The organism is Dethiosulfovibrio russensis (assembly GCF_021568855.1).
Taxonomy (GTDB): domain Bacteria; phylum Synergistota; class Synergistia; order Synergistales; family Dethiosulfovibrionaceae; genus Dethiosulfovibrio; species Dethiosulfovibrio russensis.
The window spans coordinates 43,377-61,133 of sequence record NZ_JAKGUG010000010.1 but is presented as its reverse complement, the minus strand read 5'-3'; the positions used below and the strand labels follow the sequence as shown (position 1 = coordinate 61,133).

Here is a 17,757-nt window from a genome sequence, read left to right as displayed (position 1 = left end):
TGAAAGTCAACGGGGTCACATCGTGAAGAGGAACCTGCTATAATGCTTTTCAGGGAAGACTTTGAGGCCGGATTTATGCTATTATTTTCGACGTAAGTCGATAGCGATGGACAGACAGGAGAAAAATCTCCGGCGTTTGTCCGCCGGACAGCAAAAGGAGATGGGATAATGTACGAAGACGACAACATCAAGGCAAACAAGGCAGAGGAACAGGACGAGATGGACGTTCAGGCGGACGAGTTCGTCACAGAGGAAGAAGAGCAGGATTTCGACAGCTGCTGCTGCGACTCCGACTACGACTCCTGCGAGGAAAAGAGCGAGAGCAAGGTTAAGAAATACGGCCTTCTCATTTTCGTAGTAGTGGTCTTCCTGGGACTTTTCTCCGGGATAATGCTCAGGCTCGATCGTCTCGAGGATCAGACCGCGGCCGCCAGACAGGACGCCATAGCCTCTCAGGCTGCCGTGATGGAGTCCGCCAAGGCGATGGAAGCCCAGTTCGCCGAGGTCAAGGCCACCTTCGACAACATCGAGAGCCGCCTCGACGTTATCGCCAAGGCCAACACAGGTGCCGTAGAAGCAGTCGAAGATATGAAGACCCTCTACAAGTCCACCGACCAGCTCCTTCGGGAGACCCTGGTAGCCAGAGATCAGCTCATCAGAGAGATCATCAGCAACCTAAGGCTTCCCTAAAAAAGAAAAAATCGGAGACCGATCGATCGGTCTCCGATTTTTTTCAGCTTACCTGGCTGTCCTCGTCTCCCAGAAGAGAGGAATCTCCGAGAAAAGAGGATACCATCATGGATCGCCTTATCCCCTTGCCGTAACGGAGAATCACGTCCGGTCCGGCCCTGTCCAGTTCGTAACCAACCGCTCCCATGGCGAGAACCCTGCGGTGGTGCTCCACCTCTTCCGCCGGAATCCTCAGGTGGAGGGGTCTGGCTATCACCATAGGATCGTCCAGATCCTGCCAGGTAACGAACCTGGTGTGCCCTCCGTACAGTTTCTTACAGGAAACGACGTAATATCCCTCTGCCAGAACGTTCTTCAAGCTAGCCCAGTTTCTGGGAGAGACGGTGGATATGACGTAACGTCTGCTGGAAGGGATGAAAGACCCCGATGCGGATATGAGCATCCGGTGAAGCCCGTTTCCACGAAAATCACTGTCCACCACCACTATATCCCTCATGGCGAACTGTTCCAGGCTCCAGCTGTCCAGATACGTTCCCTCCACCACCTTGAACATATCCTCCAATACCCAGGAAAAGACGCACAATGCCACCAAAAGGCCACCGGCCTTGACCCCGAGGGCGAACCCCTCTCCGGAGAGGTTTCTCTCTATGGAATTCTCCGAGGCATATATATCTTCGTCGCCGACCTCCCTGTATACCTTAGAATTCAAGGCCATTATCTCGTCGTAGTCTTCCATGCCCAGACGGCATAGCCTGGCAGGTATAGGCACGGAACTACCGTGACGGTGAAGATAAAGAAGCTTTCTGTCTCTGTCGGACAGCATGAGACATCCCTCCTCTGATATGTTATCCCCGCAGGGTGAAGTGCTGAATTTTCAATCTTCGATACAATAAAAGAGCCTAAACCCCTCGATTCCGAGGGAAAAACAGTCGATTTCGGGCGAACTCGATTTACTTTCGACGGTAGAAAAAGACGAGATAGAAACAACTAACTGATAAAAGCCCGAGGAAAAGGGAGGTTGAGGCAACAATCGAGCGGAAAGAAGCGAAACTCCGATACAAGTATATCATATCGATCTCCATATACAACAAAGCGACAGGGGAGCGCTTGCATTTCGCAAGGCTCCCCTGTCGCTCACAAGCTATTCCGATTCAACTGGAAAAAGACGCCATGGACTCCTCCACTATGTGGTCCAGCAGGTCGGGAAAGGAAAATCCCCCCGCCCTGGCCGCCTTGGGAACCAGGCTGTTGGAGGTCATACCGGGAACGGTGTTTACCTCCAAAACGAAGGGACGATTTTTGCCGTCCAGCCTTATGTCCACCCTGGAGTAGATGGAACACCCCGAGACCCTGTGGGCTATCTCGGCGGACCGGGAGACCACGTCCACCACCGACGGCTCCAGATCCGCCGGAGAGACGTAACGGCTGCCCCCGCCGTACTTGGCCCTGTAATCGTAGAACTCGCCGTCGGGAAGGATCTCCACTATAGGGAAGGCCCTGGGGATACCCCTGTCCTCCACCACAGTCACGGTCAGTTCCCTTCCGGCCACGTAGGCCTCCACTAGAGCCCTGTTCTCGAGCTTCCACGCGGAGCTAAGAGCCTTCCTCAGATCGTCCTCTTCGGAGACTATATAGGTCGCCACTGTGCTGCCTCCGCAACAGGGCTTCACCACCAAAGTCCCCCATCTGGAGAGAGCCTCCACAGGAGAGGATCCCTCGCCGGGATGGACCGCCACTCCCCATGGAACGTCGAGACCCGCCGCCGCGAAGGCCCCTTTGGAGAGAGTCTTGTCCATAGCAACGGCACAGCCAGATGGCCCCGAACCGGTGTAGGGAACCCCCGCCATGTCCAACACAGCCTGGAGCTTGCCGTCCTCGCCCCATCCTCCGTGAAGGGCCACGAAACACAGGTCGGGGCGATCGCCGGCCAGGAAGGAGAACAGAGCCTCAGGAGACGGCAGATCCACCAGCTCGACCGAATGGCCCTTGGCCTTCAAGCCCTCGGCTACCTCTCTGCCGCTGTCCAGAGAGACGTCCCTCTCCGGAGAGTCTCCTCCGCACAGGACCGATATCCTCATAGAGCCTTCCTACGACCTTATCTGGCCCGATCCGGAGACCCGGAACTTGACCGTGGTAAGCTGTTCCACCCCCATAGGGCCCCTGGCATGAAGTTTCTGGGTGCTTATGCCCATCTCAGCCCCCAGGCCGAAGACCGCTCCGTCGGTGAACCTGGTGGAAGCGTTGACATAGACCGCCGCGGCGTCGACTCCGTCCAGGAACCTTCTGGAATTGCCGTAATCTCTGGTCACTATGGCCTCGCTGTGCCCTGAGCCGTGAAGGTGGATGTGATCCATAGCCTGGTCCAGAGAATCGACCATCTTGATCGAAAGGATCAGAGCCAGATATTCGGTGTCCCAGTCGTCATCTACGGCGGGGTTCATCGACACTACCTTCCTGACCCTATCGTCGCCCCGAAGCTCCACTCCCGCTTCTTCCATCGCCTTTACCAGGGGAGGTAGGAACCGGGACGCCACGTCGGAATGGACCAGAAGGGTCTCTATGCTGTTGCAGACCGAGGGCCTCTGAGCCTTGGCGTTTACCGCGATCCTGACGGCCATGTTCACGTCGGCCGAGCTATCCACGTAGAGATGGCAGAGTCCCATGCCTGTCATTATCACCGGGACTTTGGCGTGCTGTTTTACCGCGGCCTTCAGACCCTTTCCCCCCCTCGGTATGAGGACGTCCAGAGAATCCAACGCCATGAGGGCCTGTGTCGCCTCCCTGCCGGGATCGTCCAACAGCTGTACCGCTCCGGCGGGGAAACCGACATTCCCGAGGGCCTTTCCTATCGCTTCGGCAATGGCCCTGTTGGAGTGATGTGCCTCCTTGCCACCTCTCAGTATCACGGCGTTTCCCGACTTTAGGCAGAGTCCCGCCGCGTCGGCGGTAACGTTGGGACGGGACTCGTATATCATCCCTATGACCCCGAGGGGAACCCTGACCCGGGATATCTCCAGGCCATCCTCGTTTATATAGCTGCCAAGACCGGACCCTATCGGATCCGGCAACACCGCTATCTGCTCGAGCCCCGCCGCCATGGACTCTATCCTCCCGTCGTCCAGGGTCAGCCGCTCCAGAAGAGGCTCTGACAGACCGGCCTTCCGGCCCTCCTCCAGATCCAAGCCGTTGGCCTCCACGATGGAATCCCGGCGGGAACGGATGGACGAGGCCATCTCCCTCAGAGCTCGATCCTTCTCTTTCCTCCCAGCCAGGGCAAGGCTTCTAGCCGCCTCCCGAGCGGCGAGTCCCATCGATTTTAATTTATTTTCCACTTTTCATACCTCCAAAAATAAGCCGTTCACAAAACGGCGAGATTGTCCCTGTGGACCACCTCGTCGAAATCCTTGTCTCCCAGAAGATCTGCGATCTCCTCGCTCTGATGCCCCAATATAGCCAGTATCTCTGAGCTGTCGTAGTTGGAGAGCCCTCGGGCTATCTCGTCTCCCTTTATCTCCTGGATGGAGACGATCTGCCCCCTGGAGAAATCACCTCTGACCGCTATGACCCCCGAGGGCAGAAGACTTCCGCCTCCCTCTGTAAGGGCTTCTACGGCACCGTCGTCTATGACGAGAACCCCCTGAGGCCTCGCCCCAGAGGCGATCCACTGCTTTCTGGCGTGTCTGCCGGTCTGGTAGGGCACGAACAAAGTGCCGAGCTCCTCCCCCTCCAGTATCCTCCGGGTGATCCTGTCCTCTCCCCCGCTGGCTATCACCATCGGTATCCCCGCCGGAAGGGCTATGTCCGCTGCGGCCAGTTTAGTGTACATCCCTCCGCTGGCGAAGCTGGATCCCCTGCCGGTGGAGTTGGCCCTGATCTCGTCGGAGATATCGGCCACCACCGACAGCCTGGTGGCGTCCGGATGTTCCTTCGGATTACGGTCGTACAGGCCGTCTATATCGGACAGTATTATCAGCAGATCGGCCTGAACCACCACCGCGACCAGTGCGGACAGGGTATCGTTGTCGCCGAACTTGATCTCGTCCACCGCCACCGTGTCGTTTTCGTTTATTATCGGCACGACTCCCAGCTCCAGAAGCCCGCACAGAGTGTTTCTGACGTTCAGATATCGAGGCCTATCGTCGAAGGCGTCACGGGTCAGAAGGACCTGTCCGACGTTCTGGCCGTACTCTCCGAAGAACTTCTCGTACATCTGCATCAAAGAGGCCTGACCTACCGCCGCCAGGGCCTGTTTCATGGGAAGGGTCGACGGTCGCTCCCTGAGGCCCATCCGACCCACCCCGGCCCCTACGGCACCGGAGCTTATCAGAAGCACGTCCTTGCCCTGATTGTGCAGGTCCGAAAGGGCTCTTGCCAGACGCTCCATCCGGAGAAGATTGAGTTTTCCCGTCGGATGGGTGATCGTGCTTGTCCCCACCTTTACCACTATCCTGCGGCAATCCCTAAGATCCGATCTGTCCATGGTTTTCACCCCAATGGTTTTAAATATGTCGCGATGATGAAATTATACACCTCTACGGAAAAGGGGAGAGAGGCGCGATCCCCCTCTCCCCCCTCTAAAGATCGAAGATACCGGAAAGACGTCAGTCCTTGCCGCCTCCCAGAATACCCTGGAGCAGCTTCCCAGCCTCTTCCTCGACGGCCTCCTTCAGCTGGTCCTCCAGCTTCTTGGGCTGAGAGGGCTCCTGAACGTCCTCGGAGACACCGGAGACGACGTCTTTAGGAACCGAGGGGAGTACCTTCTCCGCAGGAGCGGCCTCGGTCTTCTCCGGAGCTATCTTGGAGGGACCTACCTTGAGATCCTTTATGGACGAAGAGTCCATGGTGCCGGCGACTCGGAAGGAGACATCCCTGAAGTCGTCCTTGGCGATGCCCTGCTGGGCTCCGCCTAAGACCCCTCCTACCACTGCGGCCAGGGTTCCGACTCCGCCGCCGGCCAGACCGCCGATACCGGCTCCGACAGCAGCGTTGAGGAGCTTGACGTTGACCTCTCCGGAGCAGGACAGATTCAGTTTCTTATCCGGACCGACCGTCCCGACCACAGCCATGGTCCTGTATATCCGGTCGCCCTCTCTGGCGGTGACCAGGGTTCCCTTGTCCAGGTGTAGCACCGTGTCCACCACTCGAAAATCGCCGTGCCCCTTGGCGTAGGAGATGCCGTCGGAACCGTGAAGCGACGCCGCTACATCGGCGATGGGGAAGCCTATCAGCCTGCCGCCGCCAAGGTCAAGGGTGCCCTCTCCCTTCATGGCGAAGGGACTTAGAACGCCTGATGCGGAAAAATTAGCCTTGGCCGTTCCCGTCACCGTTCCCTTGGTACCGGCGAAGTCCTTTATGAGAGGAGCCACGTCGGTTCCGGACAGGGAAACCTTCTTGGAAAACTTCATCGTGCCGAGGTCGATCAACCCCGAGCTGCTCACCTTTCCGCCATACAGATCGGCGGTGGCCTCGGAAATATCCAGCTTGGTCCCAGCCAGCTTGAGAGGACAGTTCAGGTTCTTGATCGCCATGTTCATGACCGTGAGTGAAGGAGACTTGACGTATCCCGATCCGCTGCCCTTCTCTCCCTCGAAGGTTCCCTTGAAGACCACGGACAGCTTGCCCCCTATTCCGTAGGCGTCGGCGTCGACGATGTCCTTGGTAGCCTTGGAGAGATCCAGGTCCGGCCCGGAAAGCTCGAAACTACCCTTGGGCACCGACCCCGAGGCGTTCATATTTCCCTTGAGGGACAGAGGGCTTCCTCCAACCGAGGCGACAGCCTCCTTGAGGTCCACCACGCCGTCTTTATAGACCAGAGAGGCCGACACCCCGTCGACTCCGACGCCCCAGGCCACGACCTTGGGGCTGGACAGAGCCATGGACACCTCCGGAGAGGCGGCGGGGCCCTTTGCCCTTACGGTACCGGAAACGGCTGCCTTGAGAGGCAGGTCGACGGCCTTCTCCAACATTATCTTCGAACCCTCCAGGGCCAAGTCCAAAACGGGACCGTCCACCAGGGATATCGAGCCCGACGCCTCAACAGAGCCGCCGGAGACCATCGCCGACCCCCTGGAGACCTTGAGAGCCGACGAATCGCCGGTAAGACCTAGGTCTACCTTCTCCACCGACACCCCCGCCAGGGAAAGTTTTCCCGAAGACAGTGCCAGGTCCACCCCGAGGCCGTCCAGAGGGCCGTCGAGGTTCAACGAACCGTCGATCAACCCGGATAGAAGGCCGCTGGGCAGGTCGAATCCGGCAGCCACCTTGGCGAGGTCCAGACCGCCCAGCTTCCCCTTCATGGAAAGTTTAGGCGACTTACCCCCGGTCGAGACCAGACCGGAAGCTGTGATAGGAGCTCCGAACCACTCTGCCTTGGCGGAGGGGATCTCCAGGTCGGATCCCTTCAGGGCGAAGCTGACCGAAGGCTTTCCTATGGTCTGTCCGAATCCGGACAAAGAGGGCGAGCTTACCTTACCCTTGATAGAGGGGCCGGACAGAGGTCCCTTGACCGTCACGTCCAGGTCCAGATCCCCTTCCATCGGTATATCCGCACCGGAGAGGGCCGCCACCAGCTTGGTGGAGACCTTTCTGGCCTTCAAAAGCAAGTCGGCCTGAGGGGAATCGCCCAGGAAGGAAACGGTGCCCTCGAGATAGGCCGGCTGCCCCTGAAGAACCGTCTTTGACGACAGCTTGGCCACCCCTTTGGAATCCATGACAACCGAGATCCAGCTCTGAGATAGGGACTGGCCCCAGAGGGAAAGGCTCTCGGCTCGGGCCTTTATCGTACCCTTCAATCCGTCTACCGGGCCGCTGAGATCCACCGCTATAGAATCGATCACACCCGAGACTTCCTTGGGGATCTGAGAATAGGTGCCCCTGAGCTTGCCAAGATCGGCATCGGAGGCGTCCAACTTGAGTGTTACCTTGGGCTTGCCAGGTCCGAAAAGAGCGGAAAAACCTCCAGAGAGGGGGACTCCCGCCACGGCAGCCTTCAGAGACGAGACCTCAATGGACATATCCTGATAGCTCCAGTTACCCTTCAAGTCCTTGACCGGGACCGAGGCCAGCTTGCCGTCGAAGCCCATGGTTCCGGACAGTACCGGAGCGGTCAAAGAACCTCCGGCCTTTACGGCAAGGGAAGCCGATCCCTCCATGGCACCTTCGGCCAGAGGAGGCCACAGCTTGGCCAGCTCCTCCAGCTTAAGCCCGTCGACTGTACCGTCGGCGGCCAGATCGGGCAGCAGATCGCCCTTCACCGACACTGAGCCGGAACCGACCGACAGCTTGGAGGATTCGATGGTAGCCATCGACCCTCCGTACAATGCGGATATATCGCCCTTCACAGGAAGTCCCAGATAGGACAGATCGAGTTTCAACCCTACGTTCAGAAACTCTCCCTGGTTTAAGGCAGCGGATAGCAGGGATATCTCGAGATCCCCTCCTGGCAAAGTCAAGGAGGAGTCCTTGAGCTCGACTATCTCCACGGGTATGGAAGATGGCTCGCTCCCCTCCGACCTCGGAAGGCCGTCGATCAATGCCTGAATCTGGTCCGGATCGGTATCCAGTCCGACCAGCGAAAGACGCCTGACCAGGGCCCCCTTTCCAAGAATACCCATCAGATTGGTCTTGATCTCTATAGAGGGGACCTTTAAAGAGTACTCTCCGTCCTTCACGATATCCAAATTCCTGATATCGTATCCCTTGACCGGGTTGCCCGAGACCTCTCCCATGGAGACCTTCGCCTCCAGAGTCTGAGAGAGTATCTTGGTAGCCTGGCTCTTGACGACCCCCGTGCCTAGGTCTGTCACGGCCAGCAAAAATCCGGCCGCGACCACGAGAACAGCTAACGAAAGTCCGACAGCGGTTTTTTTACTCATTTCACACCCTCCTTATGTCTATCGTGCTGACCCGAGTATAGCACGACGACGTAACGAAAGCGTTGACCGCCGGGGCTCTCTGTTATAGGATGAACTTAAATCGGGGGGGTGTTCCGGAGATGACTCAAAACGAAAAAGACAAAAAAGAAGAGCGCAAGGAGAAGAAGGTCTTCGAAGAGGTGGCAGGAGCCACCAAGTACTGCCCAGTCACCTTCCAGGCGGACATAAGAGAGGCCGAAGAGAACGAGCTGGTAAGACAGGCGGAGGAAAAGCTGTTCCTTCACAACATAGAGGTAGCGGACAAACTTCACGACATCTCGCTGGATCTATCCCTGGATGATCTGATGGGCGACGATACCTCGGAGGAAGAAAAAGACGAAAAGGAGGAGGCCTAGGCCTCCTCCTCTATTGTCCCCTTGGCGACGACGGCCGTCTCGCCTCCCAGCACTATATCGCAGAGATCCTCCCTGAAGTTGGCCGTCACTATGTTGACCCCTCCGGGGTTGTAGACCGTCACGGGCGACTCCAGGTCCAGCCGTCTTACCGCCGCCACCGCAGAGGCGCAGGAACCGGTGCCGCAGGAATCGGTCAGGTCCTCCACCCCTCTCTCGTAGGTCCACACCTTAAGAGACCGCCGGTCCACAGGGCCGACGAAGTTCACGTTGGTTCCCTCGGGGAAAAGCCCCCGATCCTCCCGGAGAGCCCTACCCCATCGGATCAGGTCCTCTCGGTCGACCTTTTCCGGGTCCTCCAGATAGATCACCAGGTGAGGCACCCCTACGATCAGGAAATCCGCCTCCACCTCTCCTCCATCCATAGGCACCTTTCGACCAAACCATCCCTTTTCCAGATCGACCTCGCCCATATCCAGGTTGACGAAGCTGCCCTCGACTCTGGCCTTCATTATCCCTGCGATCGTCTCGAAAGACATCTCGAAAGGAGCTATCCCTCTCTCGAAGGCGTAACGGGCTATGCAGCGGGCACCGTTGCCGCACATCTCGCCCTCCGAACCGTCCGAGTTGAACACCCTCATCCTAAAATCGCTGTTATCCGACGGCTCAACCACCAAGACCCCGTCGGCTCCTATGGATCTCCTTCTACGACAGACCCGTCTGGTCAGGTCCACCAGCTGTCCGTAGGCCATGCCGTCCCTGTCGATCACCACGAAATCGTTCCCGTTGCCGTTCATCTTCCAGAAATTCAACGGGATCACCTCCCTACCGTAAATAGAAAGGGGCAGGTCGCCCCACCCCTATAATACATCCTAATCCTCAATCGGCAGAACCGGTCGATACCGATCGGGCGAAAGCCTGCTCCGGACGGTAATCCTCCACGGGACTGGATATCACGTGGAAGGACACCAGGGCCACCGTGACGGCCAGAAGAAGACACAGAGGGGCACCCAGCCCCATGGCGACCCCGACATAGCCGGCACCGGCCCCAACCGCCGCCAACATGGCGTAAGGTGCCTGGGTGTTGACGTGATCCATGTGGTCCGCCCCGCTGAACATGGAGGACATTATCGTCGTATCCGATATGGGGCTACAGTGGTCGCCCCATACCGCCCCGGCGAAGACCGCCCCTATAGTGGGAACCATGTGGGTCATGGGATCCACCCCTCCGTTGGCCGAAACGGACGCCACCAGGGGTACCACGATAGGCATCAGTATGCCCATGGTTCCGTAGGAGGTCCCGGTACAGAAGGAGATGACCGCTCCGACGAAGAAGGTCAGAAGAGGTATCCAGCCTGGGCTGAGGATATCTCCCGCCACCGATACTATGTATCCCGCAGTTCCCACCGACTTTATGGCCGAGCCTATTCCCCAGGCGAAGATCAGTATGAGCGATCCCACGAAGATGGACTGAGCTCCCTTCATGAAGCCCCTGAACATGCTGCTGAGAGGGGCCAACCCCTGTAGCGAGTAGAGGACTATGGTCATGAAGGTTCCTCCGAAGGCACCGTAGACCAGGGCCTTGGAACTGCTTCCCTCTCCAATGGCCTCTGCCAGACCAACGTTGGGCCATCCTCCGGTGATCACCAGCATGGAGAAGATAGTCCCTATAAGGAAAAACAGGGGAAGGACGAAGTTTATCACCCTCCTGGGAGTCTCGTCCGCAGGGGACAGATCCGGGTCGGCGTCGGTGGAACTCAGAGGCTGAGCTCCCTCCCTCAGAAGCTTTCCGGTCTTTCTTGCCCGCCTCTCCGCCGTCAGCATGGGGCCGAAATCCCTGCCGGAGAGCACCACGTAGGTCAGCAAGGCCAGCGCCACCACGTTGTAGATGACGAAGGGGATGGATTTCAGATAGGTCACGTAGGCCGACGCCTCTATGCCAAGCTCGTTGAACTGCATACCTATCTGGCCCACCATATAGGCCACCCAGGAGGAGATCCCGGCTATACAGGCGATAGGAGCCGCCGTGCTGTCCACTATGTAGGAGAGCTTCTCCTTGGACACTCTGTAGCGATCGGACACTGGGGCCATCGTCGTCCCCACCACGGCGGTGTTGACGTAGTCCTCGAAGAAGATGACGAACCCGGACAGCTCGGTGAAGAACATGGCACGTCTGCTGCTGGAGATCTTCTTGGAGAGCCACCGCACCGCCGCGTCCACCCCTCCTCCGACCTGCATGACCCCGACCAGGCCTCCCATGGTGAGACAGGTAAGGACTATCCTGGCCCCCCAGGGATCGCCCAAACCGTTCCAGAGCGACTCGACCGCGTTGCCGAAGCCCACCACCGGATTCCATCCGGCCAACATGGTTCCGGCCACCCAGGAACCTACGAAGAGGGCGGGGATTACCTCCTTTGTCACCACGCACAGGCCTATGGCTATGACGGGAGGAAGAAGGGACAACACGCCGAAGTCGGGAACGACGCCGTCGGCGGCGAAAGCACACCGGGCCCATGCCAGAGACAGGACCAGGGCGGAAGAAAAACGGTAGATCGATCTCATAACTATAACCTCCTGAAAAAATGAAATATCAAAGCAAATCCTCCGGAACCGATTCGCCTTTTATCAGATCGTCGAAGGACTGACGCTCAACGATGCACCGTGCCTCGCCGTCTTTGACCAGAACCACCGCCGGGCGTTTGAGCCTGTTGTATCCGCTCGCCATGGAAAAGTTATAGGCTCCTGTGTCGAATACCGCCACGACGTCGCCCCTTTCGGGGAGAGGCAGCTCGGCGTCCTTTATCAGGATATCGCCGGACTCGCAGCATCTGCCTGCCACCGTCACCACCGAATCGGCCGGATCGTCCATCCTGTTCGCCAGAACACATCGATACTCGGCCTGATACAGGGAGGGCCTGGGGTTGTCCGCCATGCCTCCGTCGACGCTGACGTAGGTCCTTATCCCCGGTATCTCCTTTACCGTACCGACCCGGTACAGGGTTATGCCAGACGGACCGGCTATCCATCTGCCCGGCTCTATCACCAACTTGGGCCTTGGCATCCGTCTCTCGGAACAGATCCTCTCGGCGGTCTCAACTATGCAGCCCAGGAAGGAGTCCAGGTCCACCTCTCTTTGATCCTTGCCGTAGGGTATGCCTATGCCCCCTCCGACGTTGAGCTCTTTAGTCTCGAAGCCGATCTCCTCTCTTAGGGTTTTCATAAGATCTCCCAGAACCTCCAGGGCCTCCAGATAGGCCCTGTTCTCCATCAGCTGGGACCCTACGTGGAAGTGGAACCCCAGCAGCTTAACGTAGGGAGCCTTCATAGCCGTCTCGACGCAGTCCCTCAGTCCCTCACCCAGAAGGGGCATACCGAACTTGCAGTCCGTGTGGGCCGTCTGGATATAGCGATGGGTGTCGCCGCTGACCCCGGGAGCCAGGCGGAACAGCACGGAGACCTCTGTCTTCCTTTCCTCGGCCATACTGGCCAAAAGGTCCAGCTCGTCCCGGTTGTCCACCACGAAACGTCCCACTCCGACGTCCATGGCCATAGCCATGTCCTCGGCGGTCTTGTTGTTGCCGTGAAAATAGGCCCGCTCCATGGGGAAACCGACGCTCACCGCCGTATGGATCTCGCCGGAGGAAACCACGTCCAGCCCCAACCCCTCGGACTTCACCAGGGCGCACATCGCCCTGGGCAGAAAGGCCTTGCCTGCGTAGAGAACTTCCACGTCTTCGTACCTCTCGGAAAAGGCCCTCTTGACCGCCCTCATCCTCCGCCTTAGCTCCGTCTCGGACATCACGTAAAGGGGCGTGCCGAACCTCTCGGCCAACTCGGTCACGTCGCACCCGTCGAAAACCATACCGCTCATAAACCCCACCACCTCGCATCATCTCTCTGATAAGATAAAATCCATCGGAACAAAAAAACGAAGACCCATCCCATTCAGGGACGAGCCTTCGTAAAAGACACGCGGTACCACCCTGCTTGGACGTCTACATCCCAAGCATAGCACCACCGAAAGTATAAAAAAAAGACCCGTCCCTACTGTAGGGACGGGTCTTGAATACCCGCGGTACCACCCTGCTTGGACGTCTAAACGCCCCGCTCGGACCCTTTGACGGAGGTCAACCGGGAAACGTACTACGGCCTAAGGGCCTTTCCGTTCCGGCTCGCCGGGCCTTATCCCAAAAGACAGCGTCCAAAGCCCCTTCCAGCCGATGGAGGCTTCTCTCTGGTCGTACGCGTTCAGTCCTGTGAGCTTCCGGTTCATCGCCTTTAGCCATATTGAAAATAACTTGAACCGTATTATACAGCTACCAGACGACCTGTCAAGCCCTGGACCGAGCCAACTCCACTGCCAGTCTCTCCACCAGGTCGGGCAGGACGGAGAAGGCGAAGTGGGGCTCCAGCCTCTCGGTGGCCTTGTGTACGTCCTTGCCGAAGGGTCCCAGGTTGCAGACCGGGGCCTGCACCGCCTTCATGGCCTCGAAGGGCACGTCGTAGAGATCGCCCCATCCCGCCATGTTCTCCTTCAGGACGGACATATCGCCGTTCCCGACGGCACGACCGAGATAACTTAGATCGGAGATGCCCTCGAAAATCGGCTCCCTCGCAGGTTCGTATCCCCTCTCCCTGGCGAGGTCGAACACCGCCGCCAGAGCTCGATCCAACCGCCCTTCGGCTTCGTCGTCGACCGCCACGGTTGGAGGATATAACGGAGGCAGAAAGCCTACGACCGCCATTGGCCCCTCCAGACCGCTTTTGTCCAGAAGAGACAGCACCTCCGCCGCGGCGACGTCTACCGGGGAGCCCGAGACGTTCCCTCCGACGGGATCGGCCTCTCCTGCGACCTTTCTCAGCTCGGAAAGGGTCATCACCTGCGACTCCGGAAGGGACAGGCTGCCGCCCAGTTTTCTGGCGGACCATGAGGTCAGATCTATCGCCCTGGCCAGCCCCTCTCTGGCGGAGCTCAGGAGAACCTTCAAAAGCTCCTCGGGAGAACGGGAACAGTAGAGAAGGTTATAACGGGCCATCACCCTGTCGTAGAGTGTAACGGAGTAACCGTCCCTCAACGCCTCCAGTCCCAGACAGGCGGCGGGAGGAAAAATCAGATCGCCCAACCGATCAGCCGACTCGGGGCCTCCCTCCAGATGGGAGTTTATCTGACCTGCTATCTGAACGGCGCTTATTCCCTTGAAGAACTCTCCCACATGGGATCCCACCCCCACGGAAAGGACGAAACCCATGGCCTTGCCTATGGACCCACGGTGAACCGGCCAGCTAGAGCCCTTGGCACCTACTGTGGGCTCTCCGTTGACCCAGGCCGACACGCTCAGGCCCCTTTCCTCCAGAAAACGGGCTACCTCGGGAACGGCCTTTCTCATGCCGAGAGACAGGTTCTCCTCGTCGGGGACCGCCAGAAACAGCACGTTACAGGGGGCGCCCTCACGATCCCACTTTTCCATCAGCGCCATATGGACGGCCAGGCCACACTTCATATCGGCGGTTCCCCGCCCGAAAAGCCATCCCTCGTCCAGATCCTTCCGGACCGACTCGGAAAGCTCCCTCATGGCGATATCGGCTGTTATTCTTTCGGGATCGAAGGCCACCTCGGCAAAGTCACCGTAAACGGAGGCGCTGACCACGTCGAAATGCCCGGTCAGCCCCAACGTGACGGAAGATCCGCCGGACGCCTCCATAAAGGCCAGCACGGCGGGGCGACCGTCACAGTCTATCGTTTTCAGGTTCCCCGACCTCTCGCCGGAGAAACAGGACAACTTAGCCAAAATGGAATGGATTCTCCACCCCATTTCCGACTCGCCGGACGTTCCGGACACGCTCTTAACCGAACATAGATCCAACAGCAGTTCTCTTATTCGATTTTCCATCGTAATAGATCGTCCTCCTTCACGGATACATAAAATCTCCGAAAACGGCCTCGCCATCACAGAGGAAACCGTTATTTAAAAGGATTACGTCATCGATTATACTAGAAAAATCGAACATACTACAGAGGACTTATGACCCCTTTGTACATCAGGGTCAGGGCCAAAACGGCGGCGACGGACAGACCTCCGGATATCAGGAAGTTCGATGGAGAGAAAGCCGACTTCCCCGACTCGTACTTTGCCTTCCAGAAGAAAAAAGCCCCCGGAGCGTAAAGTACGGCACACATCAAGAGATAGTCCAGCCCAGCGGCGTAGATCAGCCAGAAGGAGTAAACCGAGGCTATCGCCCCTATCGCGAGATCGCCGACACGAGACTCTTCCGGACCGTAGGTCTCGCCTGTGACGACCAGCTTGAACTGGTACAGAGCACTGAACATATAGGGTATGAGGATGGCAGCACTGGCTATGGTATACACCGCCTGATATGTCCCGCTGGAGAAGAGGATCAACACCAGAAAAATCTGAATCAGACCGTTCGTTATCCACAGAGAGGCGACGGGGGCTCCGTTGGCGTTCTCCTTGGCGAAAAGCCTGGGAAGAACGCCGTCCTTCGCCGCCACGTAGGGAGTCTCGGCGGCCAGGAGGGTCCAGCCGAGGATGGCTCCCAGGAGGGACACTATCAGCCCCAGATTTATCAAGGTGGCGCCCCAGGGCCCCACGACGGACTCCAGTATATAGGCGGTGGTGGGATTTGGCAGCCCCACCAGATCTCCACGGGCCATAACCCCTAGAGACGTGATCGAAACGAGGACGTAGATTATCAAGGTCCCGACCAGACCGACCAGAGTCGCGGTCCCGACGTCCTTGCGGTTCTTGGCCCTTCCGGAGACGACGACCGCCCCCTCTATGCCTATGAACACCCAGAGGGTCACCATCATAGTGCTCTTGACCTGAGCCATGACGGAACTCCACTCGAAGGCCCCTCCGGTGCCCCAGAAATCGGAGCTGAAGAGGTCGGCCTTGAAGCCCAGGGTGACCAGGACCAAGAAAACGATAAGGGGAACCAGCTTGGCTATAGTGGTCACCAGATTGACCAAAGCCGCCTCCCTAACGCCTCTGAGGGCCAGAAAATGGACTCCCCACAGGATCAAAGAACCTCCTAGAATCGAGGCGAGGTTGTTTCCCTCTCCGAAGACGGGGAAGAAATATCCTATTGCGCCGAACAGCAGGGTTATGAAGGCCACGGTTCCCAACCAGGCGCTTATCCAATACCCCCAGGCCGAGTTGAACCCTATATACTCGCCGAAACCGGCCCTGGCATAGCTGTAGACTCCGCCGTCCAGATCGGGCTTTCTGGACGCCAGGCTCTGATACACCAAGGCGAGAGAGATCATACCAACGCCTGTGATGAGCCATCCTAACAGAATAGCTCCCGGATGAGCTCCTTGGGCGATGTCGGAGGGGAGGCTGAAAACCCCTCCACCGATCATCGACCCCACGACCAAAGCCACGAGGGCGAAAAAGCCCAGTTTTCTATCGTCGGACATTTAAGAAACGGACCACCTTTCGAAGAAAAAAACGAGACGAAGTGCAAGAATAAAGTTAGACGAAATGGACCGGTCGACTAGACTAGATCTCTTCCCTGACCAGAGGCATGCTCATGCAGCGCGGGCCTCCACGTCCTCTGGAGAGCTCGGAGCTCGGCATGACGTAGGTCTTTATGCCGTTATCCCTGAGAAGCTCGTTGGTGACGTAGTTTCTGGAGTAGACCACCACCTCGCCGGGAGCTATGGCCAAGGTGTTGGAACCGTCGTTCCACTGCTCTCTGGGGGCGTCCACCGGATCTCCTCCGGCACAACGGATGAGGGTTACGTCGTCCAGCTTCAGGGTGCTCTTGAGGATCTCCTCCAAAGTAGCGGTCATCTCCTCTATCTTGAGGCCGTCTCCGTCCTTCCTTATCGAGAAGACCTGCAACGGCCCCTCTATCTCGGGATGGATGGTGAACTTGTCCCTGTCCACCATGGTGAAGACCGTATCCAGATGCATGAAGGCCCTCTTCTTGGGGATATTGAAAGCCAGTATGGTCTCGAAAGTCTGACCGTCTCGGAAGATATTCTCCGCCAGGGTCTCCACCGAAGCGGCATCGGTCCTCTGTGAAATACCGATAGCCAACACCTTCGGACTGAGGATCAGCTCGTCCCCTCCCTCCAGGGAGGTATGCTCGTCTCGATCGAACCATATGGGAATCTCGCACTCGGCAAAACGGGGATGGTTCTCGAAAATATACTTGGCGAACAAGGTCTCCCTGTTTCTCGTGTCGGTACGCATATGGTTGAGGGTTATCCCGCTGCCCATGGTGGCGAAGGGATCTCTGGTGAAGTAGAGGTTGGGAAGGGGGTCGATCGCGAAGGGATCGTCGGTGCTGAGCTTATCCGCCAGAGACAGCCTGCGGGTATCGGCCATCTCGTGCCAACGGACTCCGGCCATCATACGGTCCACCATCTCTCTGGGCTCGAAGGAAAGAAAATAATCCTTGAGGCTTTCCCTGGTGCCGCGGCCGGGAATTCTCGCCTCGGAGATGAAATCGTCGACGAAACTGTCTCTAACGAAGACATCCGTCAGGGACTCGGCGGCCAGGTTCTCCAGATAGAGGACCTCCACCCCGTTGTCCGTCAGGATCTCGGCGAAGGCATCGTGTTCCTGTCTGGCGACCTCCAGGTAGGGGATGTCGTCGAAGAGAAGGCGCTCCATAAGATCGGGGGTGAGGTTTTCCACCTCTTTACCCGGTCTGTGAAGAAGTACCGTCTTGAGACGACCGATCTCGGAAGAGACTTTCAAAGGAGACGGGTTCATATATATTCCTCCTTACATTGGATAGTGTAACTGAAACAAACGGGATCTCGCTCTACG

General features: G+C 57.9%; 13 protein-coding genes. 2 read left to right on the top strand and 11 right to left on the bottom strand.

The annotated features are described in order from the left end of the window. Positions 1 to 168 precede the first annotated feature (168 nt). Positions 169 to 690, top strand: a complete 522-nt coding sequence (locus L2W48_RS10845; RefSeq protein WP_236099940.1) for a hypothetical protein — start codon at positions 169 to 171, stop codon at positions 688 to 690. A 43-nt stretch (positions 691 to 733) separates the two neighbouring features. Here L2W48_RS10845 and L2W48_RS10840 read toward each other — a convergent pair whose 3' ends face one another. The 5 genes from L2W48_RS10840 to L2W48_RS10820 all read right to left on the bottom strand — a co-directional run bounded on the left by L2W48_RS10840 (position 734) and on the right by L2W48_RS10820 (position 8,564). Continuing rightward, positions 734 to 1,513 (bottom strand): hypothetical protein, encoded by a 780-nt coding sequence (locus L2W48_RS10840; protein ID WP_236099939.1) that lies wholly within the window; start codon positions 1,511 to 1,513, stop codon positions 734 to 736. A gap of 328 nt (positions 1,514 to 1,841) precedes the next feature. Further along, positions 1,842 to 2,768: a D-alanine--D-alanine ligase family protein gene (locus L2W48_RS10835; RefSeq protein WP_236099938.1), complete on the bottom strand. Its 927-nt coding sequence runs from the start codon at positions 2,766 to 2,768 to the stop codon at positions 1,842 to 1,844. A gap of 9 nt (positions 2,769 to 2,777) precedes the next feature. Continuing rightward, on the bottom strand, positions 2,778 to 4,022 hold the full coding sequence (locus L2W48_RS10830; RefSeq protein WP_236099937.1) for a glutamate-5-semialdehyde dehydrogenase: 1,245 nt from the start codon (positions 4,020 to 4,022) through the stop codon (positions 2,778 to 2,780). A gap of 26 nt (positions 4,023 to 4,048) precedes the next feature. Next, entirely contained in the window at positions 4,049 to 5,170 is a 1,122-nt protein-coding gene (proB, locus tag L2W48_RS10825) for a glutamate 5-kinase (protein ID WP_236099936.1), read from the bottom strand. 121 nt (positions 5,171 to 5,291) lie between these two features. Next, positions 5,292 to 8,564, bottom strand: coding sequence for an AsmA-like C-terminal region-containing protein (locus tag L2W48_RS10820; protein WP_236099935.1), 3,273 nt, complete (start codon positions 8,562 to 8,564; stop codon positions 5,292 to 5,294). A gap of 119 nt (positions 8,565 to 8,683) precedes the next feature. On the opposite strand from L2W48_RS10820, the gene L2W48_RS10815 reads away from it, so the two are divergent. Further along, positions 8,684 to 8,959 (top strand): hypothetical protein, encoded by a 276-nt coding sequence (locus L2W48_RS10815; RefSeq protein WP_236099934.1) that lies wholly within the window; start codon positions 8,684 to 8,686, stop codon positions 8,957 to 8,959. Here L2W48_RS10815 and dapF read toward each other — a convergent pair. From dapF to arcA, 6 genes are all read right to left on the bottom strand, one after another. After that, positions 8,956 to 9,777, bottom strand: coding sequence for a diaminopimelate epimerase (gene dapF / locus L2W48_RS10810; RefSeq protein ID WP_236099933.1), 822 nt, complete (start codon positions 9,775 to 9,777; stop codon positions 8,956 to 8,958). The genes L2W48_RS10815 and dapF overlap by 4 nt on opposite strands. A 58-nt stretch (positions 9,778 to 9,835) precedes the next feature. Next, complete coding sequence (locus L2W48_RS10805) at positions 9,836 to 11,518, bottom strand: Na+/H+ antiporter NhaC family protein (RefSeq protein ID WP_236099932.1); 1,683 nt, start codon at positions 11,516 to 11,518, stop codon at positions 9,836 to 9,838. Between the two features lie 28 nt (positions 11,519 to 11,546). Continuing rightward, on the bottom strand, positions 11,547 to 12,827 hold the full coding sequence (gene lysA, locus L2W48_RS10800; RefSeq protein WP_236099931.1) for a diaminopimelate decarboxylase: 1,281 nt from the start codon (positions 12,825 to 12,827) through the stop codon (positions 11,547 to 11,549). Positions 12,828 to 13,287: 460 nt separating this feature from the next. Beyond that, positions 13,288 to 14,847, bottom strand: coding sequence for a M20/M25/M40 family metallo-hydrolase (locus L2W48_RS10795; RefSeq protein WP_236099930.1), 1,560 nt, complete (start codon positions 14,845 to 14,847; stop codon positions 13,288 to 13,290). 119 nt (positions 14,848 to 14,966) lie between these two features. Next, positions 14,967 to 16,394 (bottom strand): arginine-ornithine antiporter, encoded by a 1,428-nt coding sequence (gene arcD / locus L2W48_RS10790; protein WP_236099929.1) that lies wholly within the window; start codon positions 16,392 to 16,394, stop codon positions 14,967 to 14,969. Between the two features lie 82 nt (positions 16,395 to 16,476). After that, complete coding sequence (gene arcA / locus L2W48_RS10785; protein ID WP_236099928.1) at positions 16,477 to 17,700, bottom strand: arginine deiminase; 1,224 nt, start codon at positions 17,698 to 17,700, stop codon at positions 16,477 to 16,479. Positions 17,701 to 17,757 lie beyond the last annotated feature (57 nt).

Coding starts and splice junctions, on each gene's coding strand:
- proB (WP_236099936.1), bottom strand. CDS start 5,170: ATGGACAGATCGGATCTTAGGGATTGCCGCAGGATAGTGGTAAAGGTG.
- L2W48_RS10820 (WP_236099935.1), bottom strand. CDS start 8,564: ATGAGTAAAAAAACCGCTGTCGGACTTTCGTTAGCTGTTCTCGTGGTC.
- arcD (WP_236099929.1), bottom strand. CDS start 16,394: ATGTCCGACGATAGAAAACTGGGCTTTTTCGCCCTCGTGGCTTTGGTC.
- arcA (WP_236099928.1), bottom strand. CDS start 17,700: ATGAACCCGTCTCCTTTGAAAGTCTCTTCCGAGATCGGTCGTCTCAAG.
- L2W48_RS10795 (WP_236099930.1), bottom strand. CDS start 14,847: ATGGAAAATCGAATAAGAGAACTGCTGTTGGATCTATGTTCGGTTAAG.
- lysA (WP_236099931.1), bottom strand. CDS start 12,827: ATGAGCGGTATGGTTTTCGACGGGTGCGACGTGACCGAGTTGGCCGAG.
- L2W48_RS10840 (WP_236099939.1), bottom strand. CDS start 1,513: ATGCTGTCCGACAGAGACAGAAAGCTTCTTTATCTTCACCGTCACGGT.
- L2W48_RS10845 (WP_236099940.1), top strand. CDS start 169: ATGTACGAAGACGACAACATCAAGGCAAACAAGGCAGAGGAACAGGAC.
- L2W48_RS10815 (WP_236099934.1), top strand. CDS start 8,684: ATGACTCAAAACGAAAAAGACAAAAAAGAAGAGCGCAAGGAGAAGAAG.
- L2W48_RS10835 (WP_236099938.1), bottom strand. CDS start 2,768: ATGAGGATATCGGTCCTGTGCGGAGGAGACTCTCCGGAGAGGGACGTC.
- L2W48_RS10805 (WP_236099932.1), bottom strand. CDS start 11,518: ATGAGATCGATCTACCGTTTTTCTTCCGCCCTGGTCCTGTCTCTGGCA.